At 71.7% G+C, this 12,953-nt stretch carries 12 protein-coding genes; 7 read left to right on the forward strand and 5 right to left on the reverse strand.

Features of this window, described 5'->3' with window-relative positions; translation table 11 throughout:
- Window positions 1-28: 28 nt before the first annotated feature.
- Together murI and AB0C16_RS15250 are read left to right on the forward strand one after the other, a co-directional pair.
- Window positions 29-895 (forward strand): glutamate racemase, encoded by an 867-nt coding sequence (murI, locus tag AB0C16_RS15245; RefSeq protein WP_357682873.1) that lies wholly within the window; start codon window positions 29-31, stop codon window positions 893-895.
- The gene (locus AB0C16_RS15250; RefSeq protein WP_357682874.1) at window positions 849-1,601 is read left to right on the forward strand and encodes an MBL fold metallo-hydrolase; all 753 of its coding nucleotides are present in this window, start codon (window positions 849-851) and stop codon (window positions 1,599-1,601) included. The genes murI and AB0C16_RS15250 overlap by 47 nt, the downstream gene beginning before the upstream one ends.
- Here AB0C16_RS15250 and AB0C16_RS15255 read toward each other — a convergent pair.
- The gene (locus AB0C16_RS15255; RefSeq protein ID WP_357682876.1) at window positions 1,586-2,842 is read right to left on the reverse strand and encodes an MFS transporter; all 1,257 of its coding nucleotides are present in this window, start codon (window positions 2,840-2,842) and stop codon (window positions 1,586-1,588) included. The genes AB0C16_RS15250 and AB0C16_RS15255 overlap by 16 nt on opposite strands.
- 53 nt (window positions 2,843-2,895) lie before the next feature.
- Between AB0C16_RS15255 and rph the strand changes: the two genes are divergently transcribed.
- From rph to AB0C16_RS15280, 5 genes are all read left to right on the forward strand, one after another.
- Window positions 2,896-3,615 (forward strand): ribonuclease PH, encoded by a 720-nt coding sequence (gene rph, locus AB0C16_RS15260; protein WP_357682878.1) that lies wholly within the window; start codon window positions 2,896-2,898, stop codon window positions 3,613-3,615.
- The gene (rdgB, locus tag AB0C16_RS15265; RefSeq protein ID WP_357682880.1) at window positions 3,612-4,214 is read left to right on the forward strand and encodes an RdgB/HAM1 family non-canonical purine NTP pyrophosphatase; all 603 of its coding nucleotides are present in this window, start codon (window positions 3,612-3,614) and stop codon (window positions 4,212-4,214) included. The genes rph and rdgB overlap by 4 nt, the downstream gene beginning before the upstream one ends.
- Before the next feature lie 46 nt (window positions 4,215-4,260).
- The gene (locus AB0C16_RS15270; RefSeq protein ID WP_357682882.1) at window positions 4,261-6,000 is read left to right on the forward strand and encodes a molybdopterin-dependent oxidoreductase; all 1,740 of its coding nucleotides are present in this window, start codon (window positions 4,261-4,263) and stop codon (window positions 5,998-6,000) included.
- A 370-nt stretch (window positions 6,001-6,370) separates the two neighbouring features.
- Window positions 6,371-7,219 (forward strand): toxin glutamine deamidase domain-containing protein, encoded by an 849-nt coding sequence (locus tag AB0C16_RS15275; RefSeq protein WP_357682884.1) that lies wholly within the window; start codon window positions 6,371-6,373, stop codon window positions 7,217-7,219.
- Window positions 7,216-7,485: a hypothetical protein gene (locus tag AB0C16_RS15280; RefSeq protein WP_357682886.1), complete on the forward strand. Its 270-nt coding sequence runs from the start codon at window positions 7,216-7,218 to the stop codon at window positions 7,483-7,485. The genes AB0C16_RS15275 and AB0C16_RS15280 overlap by 4 nt, the downstream gene beginning before the upstream one ends.
- A gap of 143 nt (window positions 7,486-7,628) precedes the next feature.
- On the opposite strand, the gene AB0C16_RS15285 is transcribed toward AB0C16_RS15280, so the two are convergent.
- From AB0C16_RS15285 to AB0C16_RS15300, 4 genes are all read right to left on the reverse strand, one after another.
- Window positions 7,629-10,118, reverse strand: a complete 2,490-nt coding sequence (locus AB0C16_RS15285; protein ID WP_357682888.1) for an FtsX-like permease family protein — start codon at window positions 10,116-10,118, stop codon at window positions 7,629-7,631.
- 1 nt (window position 10,119) lies between these two features.
- Entirely contained in the window at window positions 10,120-10,872 is a 753-nt protein-coding gene (locus AB0C16_RS15290) for an ABC transporter ATP-binding protein (RefSeq protein ID WP_357682890.1), read from the reverse strand.
- A gap of 126 nt (window positions 10,873-10,998) precedes the next feature.
- Window positions 10,999-11,649, reverse strand: a complete 651-nt coding sequence (locus AB0C16_RS15295; RefSeq protein WP_357682892.1) for a response regulator transcription factor — start codon at window positions 11,647-11,649, stop codon at window positions 10,999-11,001.
- On the reverse strand, window positions 11,646-12,800 hold the full coding sequence (locus tag AB0C16_RS15300; protein ID WP_357682894.1) for a sensor histidine kinase: 1,155 nt from the start codon (window positions 12,798-12,800) through the stop codon (window positions 11,646-11,648). Before AB0C16_RS15300 ends, AB0C16_RS15295 begins: the two co-directional genes overlap by 4 nt.
- Window positions 12,801-12,953 lie beyond the last annotated feature (153 nt).

Raw genomic sequence — 12,953 nt, forward strand, 5'->3', positions numbered from 1 at the left:
ATCCGGCAGGTCGCCTACCCTCTGAAGGGTGCCGGACGCGAGCATTGGGATCTTCGACAGCGGGGTGGGCGGCCTGACGGTCGCCCGGGCGATCATCGATCAGCTGCCGCATGAGTCCATCACCTACGTGGCCGATACCGCCCGCCAGCCGTACGGCCCCAAACGCATCGCCGAGGTGCGCGCCTACGCGCTCGAGGTGATGGACCACCTCGTCGAGCACGACGTCAAGATGCTCGTGATCGCGTGCAACAGTGCCAGCGCCGCCGTGCTGCGCGACGCCCGCGAGCGTTATGACGTGCCGGTCGTCGAGGTGATCCAGCCGGCCACCCGGCGCGCGGTGCGCGCCACCCGCACCGGCAGGGTCGGCGTGATCGCCACGCGGGCGACCATCCAGTCGATGGCCTACCACGACGCCTTCACCGCCGCTCCCGACGTGCGTCTCACCGGCGTGGCCGCCCCACGCCTGGTCGAGTACGTCGAACGAGGAGAGACGGCGAGCGCGGAGCTCATCGAGGTCGTGAGCGAATACCTCCGGCCCATCCAGGACGCCGAGTGCGACACGCTCATCCTCGGCTGCACCCACTACCCACTGCTCACCGGCGCCATCTCCTACGTCGCCGGTGACGGGGTCACGCTGGTCTCCAGCGCCGACGAGACGGCCAAGGACGTCTATCGGATCCTCCACGACCGCGACCTGGCGGCCGGAAGCGACGCCACCCCCCGGCACCGCTTCCGCGCCACCGGCGATTCCACCCTGTTCGCCCAGCTCGGACGCCGCTTCCTGGGCCCGGAGATCGACGCGGTCGAAGTCACACCGGTGGGGGGTACTACCTCTAACGGAGGCCCACATGAAGGTGACCATCATCGGCTGCTCGGGGAGCTTCCCCGGTCCTGACAGCCCCGCGTCCTGCTACCTGCTCGAAGCCGACGGCTTCAGGTTGCTGCTGGACTTCGGCACAGGAGCGCTGGGAGCGCTCCAACGGCATATCGGCCTCTACGACGTCGACGCGATCTGCCTGACCCACCTGCACGCCGATCATTGCCTCGACCTGTGCGGCTATCACGTGGTGCGCACGTACGGGCCCGACGCGCCGTACCCGCGAGTGCCCGTCCACGCGCCGGCCGACGCGCCGCGCCGGCTGGCCGCCGCCTACGGCATGCCGGACGAGCCGGGCCTGGAGACCGCCTTCGACTTCACCCGGCTGCGGCCGGGCACGTTCGGGGTCGGGCCGTTCACCGTGACGGCCGGCCTGGTCAACCACCCGGTCGAGGCGTACGGGTTCCGCGTCTCACACGGCCCGCGAAGCGTCGCCTACTCCGGCGACACGGGCGAGTCGCCGGAGCTGGTCAAGCTGGCCGAGGACACCGACCTGTTCCTGTGCGAGGCGTCCTTCGTCGACCAGCCGGGGCTGCCCGCCGGCCTGCACCTGACGGGTCGTCAGGCCGCCGAGCACGCTGCGAAGGCGGGCGCCGGCCGGCTCGTGCTCACGCATCTCGTGCCCTGGAACGACCAGGCCCGAATCCTGGACGACGCCTGCCGCGGCGGCTACGGCGGCCCGATCGACCTGGCCAGGAGCGGCACCGTCTACGACTTGGCCTGAAGCTGCGTGAAGTCGCGCAGCCGCGGCAACGGTGAGAACAACAGCGGGACGAACGAGATCAGCCGGCCGCCCATGAACACCCAGAGCGCCTGCCGCACCCCGATCTGCTGGGCCACCAGCCCTCCGAGCAACGCCCCCAGCGGCATCGTGCTCCAGACGACGAACCTCACCGTGGCGTTGACCCTGGCCAGCATGTGCTCCGGCGCGACCGTCTGCCGGTAGGTCAGCTGCCCCACGTTGTAGAGGATCGCGCCCCAGGACAGCGCGATCGAGGTGATGCTGAAGAACGACATCCGCCAGTCGGCCTGCGTCATCGGCAGCAGCAAGCCGAAGGGCGAGGTCACGGCGATGGCCAGCCAGGTCACCCGGGCCGTGCCGTACCTCTTGAACAACCATCCGCCGGTCAGGCCGCCCAGCAGGCCGCCGACCGCGCCCGACATGAGCAGCACGCCGATCACCCCGGGCGGTAATCTCACCACCTCGGCCAGGAACAGCACCGACAGCCCCAGCACGGCGCTGAGGCAGAGGTTGGTGCCGGCGGTCGTGGCGGTGATCGTGCGTAACAGCCGGTCCTCCCAGACGAACACCAGCCCCTCGCGGATGCCGCGCCACATGCCCGGACGCTCCCCGGCGGGCGGCGCCAGACGGTCGGAGGCCTTGATCGAGCCGAGGAGGAGCGCCGAGCCGAACGAGGTCAGGGCCGTGGCCAGGATGGTGACGGGCGAGCCGAGCAACTGCACCAGCACACCGCCCAGGCCGGGACCGGCCAGGGAACCCCCGGCCCGGACGAACTCCAGCTTGGAGTTGCCGCTGCTCAGGTCGTCCTTGCTCATCAGCTCGGGCAGGTAGGTCTGGTCGGCCACGTCGTTGAAGACCTGGACCATCCCCACCAGCAGCGCGACCGCGAACATCAGCCCGATCGACAGCAACCCCAGTGTGTACGTCAGCGGGATGCTCGCCAGCAGCAACCCCCGCGCCAGGTCGGCGACCATCATCACGTGCCGCTTGCGCCATCGGTCGACCCAGACGCCCGCGGGCAGGCCGATCAGCAGGAAGGCCGCCGTCTGCAGAGCCGACAGCAGGCCCACCTCCAGCGCGCCGGCATGCAGGACCAGCACGGCGACCAGAGGAAGCGCCACACGCGAAATGTTGACCCCGAGTTCGTTGGCCACGTGTGAGCCGAGAAATCTGCGAAAATCAGGGCTCCGCAACACCCCCGTTGTCATTGCGTAAGGATCCATGTGTCGGACTCGATCGGTCAAGAGTATGGCGATGCGGAGATAGGGTGATCTGCATGTCTCGACAGGATGGCCGCGGCCCCGACCAGCTCCGCCCGATCACCATCACCAGGCAGTGGCTCACCCATGCGGAGGGCTCGGTGCTGGTGGAGTTCGGCGGCACGAGGGTGCTCTGCGCGGCCTCCGTCCAGGACAGCGTGCCGCGCTGGCGCAGGGGCAGCGGCCAGGGCTGGGTGACGGCCGAGTACGCGATGCTGCCGCGCGCCACCAACACGCGCAACGACCGCGAGTCCGTCCGCGGCAGGATCGGCGGACGCACACACGAGATCTCCCGGCTGATCGGCCGCTCGCTGCGGGCCTGCGTCGACTACAAGGCCCTGGGCGAAAACTCCGTCCTGCTCGACTGTGACGTGCTGCAGGCCGACGGCGGCACCAGGACAGCCGCCATCACCGGCGCCTACGTCGCCCTGGCCGACGCCATCGGATGGATGCGCGAGCGCAGGATGTGCCCGGGCGACCCGCTCGTCGGCTCGGTGGCGGCCGTGTCGGTCGGTGTGGTCGGCTCGGTGCCGATGCTCGACCTCTGCTACACCGAGGACGTCGCGGCCGAGACCGACATGAACGTCGTCATGACCGGCACGGGCAGCTTCGTCGAGGTGCAGGGCACCGCCGAGGGCACGCCGTTCGACCGGGGCGCGCTCGACCAGCTGCTCGACCTCGCCGTGACCGGATGCGAGGAGCTCACGCTGATCCAGCAGGAGGCACTGGGCCGGTGAAGATCGTGCTGGCGACCCGCAACACGGGCAAGATCGCTGAGCTGCGACGCATCCTGTCGGAGTTCGCCGACCTCCAGGTCGTGGGTTTGGACGCGTTCCCCTCCATCGGTGACGTGCCGGAGACCGGCGTCACCTTCGAGGCCAACGCCCTGCTCAAGGCGCACGCCGTGGCCCAGGGCTCAGGGCTGCCCGCGGTCGCCGACGACTCCGGTCTCTGCGTCGACGTGCTCAACGGCATGCCGGGGGTGTTCTCGGCCCGCTGGTCGGGGCGCCACGGCGACGACCGGGCCAACCTGGAGCTGCTGCTGAGGCAGATCTCCGACGTGCCCGCCGACCTGCTGACCGCCCGCTTCACCTGCGCCGCCGCACTGGCACTGCCGTCGGGGGAGTCACGCGTGGTCGAAGGCGTCCTGCCGGGACACATCGTCACCACGCCGCGCGGCTCCAACGGGTTCGGCTACGACCCGATCTTCGTCCCCGACGGCGAGACACGCACCACGGCCGAGTTCGCGCCCGAGGAGAAGGACGCGATCAGCCATCGTGGCCGCGCCTTCCGGGCGCTGGCGCCGATCGTCCGCGACCTTCTGGCGCCTTCGTAACCACCGCGTAAGAACCTTCCGCCGGCGAGGGCGTAGCGTCGGACACGTGCAGAGGAATGACGTGGTGCCCGCCTGGGCCGGCGCGCTCGCGGGACTGGTCGCGGGGGGCGTGGCCCTCGGGGTGGCCCAGTTGGTCGCGGGGGTCGTGGGGCCCGCGACGTTCCCGGTCGTGGCCGTGGGCGATGTGGTGGTCGACCTGACGCCGCCGCCCGTGAAGGACTTCGCGATCGAGACCTTCGGCGAGAACGACAAGACCGTCCTCGTGGGCGGTGTGCTCGTGGTGCTCGCCCTCGTCGCCGCCGTGATCGGGCTTCTGGCCAGGCGCCGGCTCGCCTACGGGTACGCGGGGCTGGCGGCGTTCGGGGTCGTGGGCGTGCTGGCCGTGCTCACCCGGCCCGGCAGCCGCCCGCTCGACGTGTTGCCGACCGTGGCGGGGGTCCTGGTCGGCGGCTGGGCGCTCGCGTGGCTGCTACGACGCGCCACCATCCAGTCCGGCCAGGCCGGCTCGTACGACGGGGGCGTCTCGTCCGGGCGGGGTGGCTCGGCAAAGGGCGGTGGCTCGGGGGGCGCCTCGCCGGAGGGGGACGTCACGTCCGGGCGGAGCGGCTCGTCTGAGGGTGAAGTCCTGGGTGATTCCTCGCCGGGGGAGCGAGGTGGGTCGCCGGAGGGCGGCGGTGCGGAGCGGCCGACGGTGATGCGGGCCGGGGCCGGCCTGCACGCCTTCGACCGGCGCCGCCTGCTGACGGGTGCGGCCGGTGGGGTGGTGGTCGCGGGGGCCGCCGCCGTGCTGGGCCGGGAGCTGTCGGGGCGGCGCGCGGTGAACACCGCCCGTACCGCGCTGACGCTGCCCGCACCCGCCACACCCGCCAAGCCGCTGCCCGCAGGGGTGGACTTCGGCATCAACGGCCTGTCCCCGTTTGTCACGAAAAATCGGGACTTCTATAGGGTCGACACCGCGCTCATCGTCCCTCAGGTCGACCCCGCGACCTGGAAACTGCGCATCCACGGCATGGTCGACCGCCCGATCGAGCTCACCTACGCCGACCTGCTGAAGAGGCCGCTCACCGAGGCCGACGTCACGCTGGCGTGCGTGTCCAACGAGGTCGGCGGTCCGTACGTGGGCAACGCCCGCTGGCTCGGCGTCCGGATGGCCGACCTGCTGCGCGAGGCCGGGATCCAGTCCGGGGCCGACATGCTGCTGTCCACCTCCGACGACGGCTTCACCTGCGGCACCCCGGTCGACGTGGTGACCGACGGCCGCGACGCGCTGTTCGCCATCGCGATGAACGGCGAGGTCCTCCCGGTCGACCACGGCTTCCCCGTGCGCCAGGTGGTGCCCGGCCTGTACGGGTACGTCTCGGCCACCAAGTGGGTCGTGGACGTCAAGGTGACCCGCTTCGACAGGGACGAGGCCTATTGGACGCCGCGCGGCTGGTCGGCCCAGGCGCCGATCAAGACCGAGTCCCGCATCGACCTGCCCAGGGCCGGAGCCTCGCTGAAGCCCGGTCGCACCACGATCGCCGGGGTCGCCTGGGCGCAGCACACCGGGATCGACGCCGTGGAGGTACGGGTCGACCGTGGCACGTGGCAGCAGGCCCGGCTCGCCCAGGTGCCGGGTCCCGACACGTGGCGGCAGTGGGCACTCGACTGGGACGCCCCGGCCGGCAAGCACACGATCGAGGTACGCGCCACCGACGCCGCCGGCCGTACCCAGACCGAGCGGCAGGTCCCTCCTGCCCCGGACGGCGCCACCGGCTGGCACACCATCACCGTCAAGGTCGCCTGACCGCGGACCCCGCCGTCCCCGGGTGCGGAGGCGTGGCCGATGCCGCGCCGCCGGGAATCGGTGGCCGCCGCACGGCCGGTCCGGCCGCTGTCACGACCCGGCGGCGTCGATGTGGCCTGACGAGGGCGTCACGTCGCCGCTGCCGTCCTTGTCCGGCGACAGTGCCTTCTCGCGTTTCCCATCCTGCGCGGCGGCGGTATGTCGGCGGGACCGCGGATCCTTGAGGCCGGGATGAGGTCGTTCTGTGTCGTGGTTCTCCGCGTTTGTGCTGGTAAGGCCGGTAGTTCGGGGCGGGAAAGTTCCTGACTGCCCCTCCCGGGCCGGCGTTACGGCCCTACGATCGGTCGTCGAGCATGACAGGAGGCAGGCCGTGTCCCGCGACCGCAACCCGAGCGTCCGGTGGGTTCTTCCCGAGGGCCGCTACGATCCCGTGGTCGGCGACGGGTTGCGCTGGCGTGACTACGAGCGCGCCGCCGAGTCGGCCCCGGACGACCCGATCAAGCTCACCCCGGACGAAGCGGCTCCGGGTGAGGTGGCCCTGCGTGTCCCAGAGGGGCAGGAGGCGCCGGTCTCCGGCTCCGAGGCGGTCGTGGCGGGGGGTGACTGGTTCGACCGGCAGGACCGGCCGCCGCCACTCGCCGCGTGCCGGCCGTACGGCGTGCCTGGGGGGCTGGCGCAGCCGGACCCGCAGGTGGAGCAGGACCTCGTCGTCGCGGTGCCGACGGGCGAGCGGTTTCCCGATCCGCGGGGCACCTGGGTCAGGCTGATCAACGGCGGCGGGCCGGCGGACGACCCGTTCCGGGCCTCCAACGCCGCCGACTGCGCGCTGTCCGTGCTGTCCACCTGGCACGGCGAGCCCGTCGCCGCCGCGCCCAGGCTGCCGGAGTACGACCGGATCGGCAGGCCGCTGGTCGCCGGCGAGAGCGGCGGGACGGCGCGGATCGAGCGGTGGGTCGGGCAGCGGTTCACCTACTCCGGCCAGGGGCGGCGGGCCTATCCGATGGTGGCGCGGCGGCTGGCCGAGGCCGGGCACGGTGCCGGGGCCGTCATCGTGGTGCGCTGGCCAGGCGGCGGCTCGCACGCGTGGAACGCGGTCAACGCCGGTGGCGAGGTGATCTGGATCGACGCGCAGCGCGGGCACATGTCGGTCGAACCGCCCTACACCACGGTGACCGGCGTCTTCTGCGTCGTCGTCGACAGGCAGGGCCGGCCTCGATGAACCACGACCAGGCCAGGGCGCTGGCGGAAGAGTACTTCAACGGCGCGCGACCTTTGACGGACCCGGTGCCGGTGGGGATCTACGGGTTCGACGAGGGCTATGTCGCGTGGGTGCGTGAGCCCGATCCCGACGATCCGACCATACTTCCGAGCACGGTCGGCAGCGGCTGCATCGTGATCGACAAGCTCACCGGTGAGATGGTGATCCGCCCGCTCCTCGACCCCGAGACGGTCGCCGAGTTGTGGCCCGGCCACACCCCCCGCTAGGCGGACATGCGTGGGGCCGAGCGCCGCCCCCATGGGACGCCCGGCCCCGCGAGCGCGGGCCGTGAGGATGCAACTCGCCGTGGCCCGCACATCTTCTAGCCCATTTGTCGGGCTTTATGTCCAAATAACCAAGAATATCCGGTTCAACCCGCAGTCAGGGACCCGACGATCGACGCCCGGGCCGCACGACGCGCCGGCAACACCGCGGCCAGCACGCCCGCCAGCCCGGACAACACCACGAACAGCGCGATCTGCCCCAGCGGCGCCGAGAACAGAGCGCCGTCCAGCATCGCCCGCATGGCAGCCCAGCCGAACACGCCGCCGAGCGCCACCCCGACCAGCGCGCCGATCAGCCCGAGCACCAGCGCCTCCACCGAGAGCATCCGCCGCAACTGCGCCCTGGTCAGCCCGAGGGCTCGCAGCAGTGCCGACTCCCGAGTGCGCTCATGGACGGACAGGGACAGCGTGTTGGCGATGCCGAGCAGCGAGATGAGGATCGCCAGGCCCAGCAACCCAGTGATGATCATCAACAGCATATCCAGAGTCTCGTCGAACTGCCCCCGCACCTCGGTCGAGCTCGACACCTTGATCGTCGGGTGTTCGGCGACGGCCGCGTCCACCACCGCGCGCGCCCGTTCCGCCGGTACGCCGTCGCCGGCGTTGATGAGCACCCGCGAGTCGGGCACCGCCCCGAAGTAACGCTCGAACTCCGGTTCGGCCACCGTGAGAGCCGGCAGCGGAGAGTCGCCGCCGAGGAGGGCCACCACCGCCAGCGAGACCGTGCCGGCCGCCTTCGTCCGCACGGCCACGGTGTCGCCGATCCGCACGCCGAGGCGCTCGGCCATCGGGCCGGCGACCGCGACCTGACCGGCACCGAGATCGCGCATCGCACCGGCCGTGACGTCCGGTGTGATGGGCCCGCTGAACGTGCCGACCTCGACGCGGTTGCCGCCCACCTCGGCCGCGGCGTCGCGGATCTGCACCACCGACGCCAGCTCCGGACTGCCCCGCAGGGCCGCGCCCACCGACCGGGGGATGCTCGCGTCACGTTCCTGTGTGACCAGCAGGTAGTCGATGGGGAACTGGTCGTCGAGCTTGGCGGCCACCGTCACCCGGGTGGAGGCGGTGATCACCGAGATCAGCGTCATCAGCGTCACCCCGATGGTCAGCGCCACCGTCGTGGTCGCGGCCCGCTTGGGGTTGCGGCCCGCGTTGTCCACGGCCAGCCGTCCCGGCACGCCGAACAGCTTGCCGGGAATCCAGCCCACCAGGCCGCTGAGCGGCTTGACCAGCACCGGCCCGAGGATCAGCACCCCGAGGAAGGTCAGCACGCCCCCGCCCATGACGACGACGAGGGAGACCTGCTCGCCGGGCGTCATGACCAGCGCCCCGACGGCGGCCGTGCCCAGACCGGCGAGGAGGAAGAGCGCGGCGGAGAGCACCCGGAGCAGGCCGGCGCGGAACGTCCGCTGCTCGGGCTGCGTGCGCAGCGCCGCGATCGGCGCGACCCGCGTGGCCGTCCGCGCGGGCAGCAGCGCCGCGCCCACGGTGACCACCAGGCCGATGGCCAGCCCGGTCGCGATCGTCGTCGGCGACAGCGTCGCGGTCGCGTCGGTCGGCAGCGGCGCCTCGACGGCGTCCAGGACCCTCAGCGTGACCGTGCCCAGTCCGTAGCCGGCGAGCAGGCCGAGCACGGCCGAGACCAGCCCGACCACCACCGACTCGATCAGGATCGAGCCGAACACCTGCCCGCGCGTGGCGCCGATGCAGCGCAGCAGCGCCATCTCCCTGGCGCGCTGCGCGACGAGGATGTTGAACGTGTTGTAGATGACCAGCGCGGCGACCAGCATCGCCACCAGGCCGAACATCAGCAGCCCCACGCTCAGCGCCTTCATCTCCACCCCCGCCCGCCGAGCCAGGTCGGCGGCCAGCTCCTCGCCGGTCTGGACCACGACGCCCGGCCCCGCCGCCTCGGTGACGGCCTCCTTGAGCCGTGCCGGGTCGGCCCCGGCGACGTCGATCTCGTGGAAGCCCTTCTCACCGGTCATCCGCTGCGCCGTGGCCGTGGTGAAGCCGAGCGCGCCGGTGTAGGCGAGCTCCTGGTCGATGCCGGGATCGAGCAGGCCGACCAGCCTGAACCGGTGCTCCCTCCGGTCGGGGCCGAGCACGGTGATCGTGTCGCCGACCTGGAAGCCGTGGGCTTTGGCGGTGTTCTTGTCGAGCACCGCCGCCTGGTCGTCGGATCCCGGTCCGGCGCCGCTCACGATCGTGGCGCGGTTCAGCGGGCCGGGGACGATCGAGATGGCCGTCGTGGCCACGTCGCCCACCGCCCTGCCGTCCTTGCCCAGCAGCGGCGCCTTCCCGCGTACCAGGCCCTGCGCGTCGAGCACGCCCGGCACGGCGCGCACCCGCACCAGCAGCCGAACGGGCAGCGGGGAGTCGGCGGCCTCGGGCAGGACGGCGACGCCGACCTTGTCCGCTTCGGCCGTGACCCGCTGAGAGAACCCCGCCTGGACGGTGTCGGTGAGCACGAACGTGCCCGCGATGAAGCCCACGCCTAGCGTGATCGCCAGCGAGGTGAGCAGCAGTCTGAGCCGGTGCGCGCGCAGCCCGGCCAGAGCCGTTCTCAGCACGTCAGCCCTCCAGCTTCATCAGCGTGTCGAGCACCGACTGCGGCGTGGGCGCGGCGAGCTCGGTGACCAGCTCGCCATCGCGCAGGAACACCACCCGGTCCGCGTACGCGGCCGCCACCGGGTCGTGCGTCACCATGACGATGGTCTGCCCCAGCTCCCGCACCGACGCGCGCAGGAACGACAGCACCTCCGCGCCGCTGCGCGAGTCGAGGTTGCCGGTCGGCTCGTCGGCGAAGATCACCTGAGGCTTGCTGATGAGCGCCCTGGCCACGGCCACGCGCTGTTGCTGCCCCCCGGACAGCTCGGCGGGCCGGTGGCCGAGCCGGTCCGCCAGCCCGACCGTCTCGATGACCCGGTCGAACAGCACCTGGTCCGCCTGCCGGGCGGCGATCTCCAGCGGCAGCCGGATGTTCTGCTCGGCGGTCAGCGTCGGCAACAGGTTGAACGCCTGGAAGACGAACCCGATCCGCTCCCGGCGCAGCAGCGTCAGCCGCTTGTCGCTCAGCCCGGTCAGCTCCACGTCACCGACGTGCACGGTGCCGGAGGTGGCCGTGTCGAGCCCGGCCAGGCAGTGCATCAGCGTGGACTTGCCCGAGCCCGACGGACCCATGATCGCGGTGAACGCGCCCGTCGCGAACGACACGTCCACCCCGCGCAGGGCGTGGACCCGGGCGTCGCCCTGGCCGTAGGTCTTGGTCAGGGCGCGGGCCACCACGGCGGGAGGGGCTTGGCGCCGGGTCTCGGTGAGGGTCACGTTCACTCCTTCGGGCTTCATCCGGAACTGGGCTTCATCCGGGAACGCGAACCACGCTATGGGCGAGACATCCGGCATTCGTGGGCCCTGAGGAGGGACTTCGTGTAGGCCGTGCGATGACCCGGGTCAGCCTTTCGGCCGAGGGGAGGGCACGATCAGCCCGGTTTCGTACACGTAGACCACGGCCTGGGCCCGGTCCCTCAGGCCCAGCTTGGCCAGCACCCGGCCGAGATGCGTCTTGACCGTCGCCTCGGCCACCTCCAGCCGGGCGGCGATCTCCAGGTTGGACAGCCCGCGCCCCACCATCAGCAGCACCTCGCGCTCGCGGGGCGTCAGCTCCGCCACGTCGCCCGGCTCCTCGCCCGGCAGGACGGCGGCGAACCTGCCCAGTAGCCGCCGCAGCGTGCTCGGCGCCACCACCGAGTCGCCGTTGTGCACGGTCCTGATCGCGGTCACCAGGTCGCCCGGCGGCACGTCCTTCAGCAGGAAGCCCGACGCCCCCGCCTTCACCGCGGCGAACGCGTACTCGTCCAGGTCGAACGTGGTCAGAATGAGCACCTTGGGGCCGTCGATGTGCCTGGTCGCCTCGACGCCGTCCATCCCGGGCATGCGCACGTCCATGAGCACCACGTCCACCTCGACGCCGCGCAGCACCTCCAGCGCCTCGGCGCCGTCGCGCGCCTCGGCCACCACCTCGATGTCCGGCTGCGCGCCCAGCACCATCCGGAACCCCGCCCGCAGCAGCTCCTGGTCGTCGACGAGCATCACCCGGATCACGAGGCGGCCCTCGTCATCGGCACCGGCAGCCGGGCCAGCACCTCGAACCCGCCACCCGGCCGGGGCTCCGCCGACACCGTCCCGCCGTACATGCCCACCCTCTCGCGCATCCCGACCAGCCCGTGCCCGTCGGGGCTGCGTGGCGCCGCCGCGCCCCTGCCGTCGTCGGTCACCCGCACGACCAGCTCCGCCCCGGCACAGCCGAGCTCGACCACCGCGCGGGCACCGGGTCCGCCGTGCTTGAGCGTGTTCGTCAGCGCCTCCTGCACGATGCGGTAGACCGTGAGCTGCGGCCCCTCCGGCAGCTCGCCCGGCACGGCGCCGATCCGCAACCGCGCGGGCACGCCCGCGCCGCTCACCAGCTCCTCCAACTGGGCCAGGCCCGGCTGCGGTGTGTAGTCGGTGGCGTCCGCGTCGTCCTGGCGCAGCACGCCGACCAGCCTGCGCATCTCCGCGAGCGCCTCGCGGCCGGTCTTGGAGATGTTCCGCACGGCCAGCCGCGCCTCCTCGGGGTCGCCGTCGATGGCGTAGCCGGCGCCGTCGGCCTGGACGACCATCACGCTGACGTTGTGCGCCACGACATCGTGCAGCTCCCTGGCGATCCTGGTGCGCTCGGCCGCCGCGGCCATCCTGGCCTGCTGGTCGCGCTCGTGCTCGGCCCGTTCGGCGCGCTCCTCCAGGCCCTCCAGATAGCGCCTGCGCGTGCTGGCGTACAGACCGGTGAGCCAGACGGTCACGACGAAGATGGAGCCGCTGAAGAACATGCTGAACGAGATCGTGTCCCAGTGCACGAGCACCAGGAACACCCCGAGTTCGGACACCAGGGCCGCCGCCAGGGTCCACGGGAACGAGCACGAGTAGGTCACCGACCAGAGCGCCACCAGCACCGCGAGGTTGGCGGGCAGCGGATCGACCCCTGCCAGCCACTGCCCGAAACTGACCAGCGACACGGCCGCGAAGACCGCCGGTGGGTGCCTGCGCTGCCAGAACAGCGGCGCCAGCAGCGCCGCCGAAAGGAGCAGGTAGCCGACGCGGCCGGGCGACGTGGACGACCATATGGTCAGCACAGTCAGCACGGCCAGGGGCGCCACCCGGAGGGCGTCCATCAGCCTGACGTGGCGCGTCGACCACGCGCGTACCCTGCCGAACACATCCTCACGATATGTAGCCATTGCCGGGACTTGGTCCGCCTTGAGGGGGAAGTTCGCCTACGACCCAGGTCTTACGCGCGGCTTACGGTGTTTCCGGCAATCTTGTCCTTGGGAGAACCCGCTTCGGGTGAGTAAAGGGAGATCGTGATGGCG

It is taken from the genome of Nonomuraea sp. NPDC048916 (genome assembly GCF_040649575.1).
Taxonomy (GTDB): Bacteria; Actinomycetota; Actinomycetes; order Streptosporangiales; family Streptosporangiaceae; genus Nonomuraea.

Coding starts and splice junctions, on each gene's coding strand:
- AB0C16_RS15250 (WP_357682874.1), top strand. CDS start 849: ATGAAGGTGACCATCATCGGCTGCTCGGGGAGCTTCCCCGGTCCTGAC.
- AB0C16_RS15255 (WP_357682876.1), bottom strand. CDS start 2,842: ATGGATCCTTACGCAATGACAACGGGGGTGTTGCGGAGCCCTGATTTT.
- rph (WP_357682878.1), top strand. CDS start 2,896: ATGTCTCGACAGGATGGCCGCGGCCCCGACCAGCTCCGCCCGATCACC.
- AB0C16_RS15280 (WP_357682886.1), top strand. CDS start 7,216: ATGAACCACGACCAGGCCAGGGCGCTGGCGGAAGAGTACTTCAACGGC.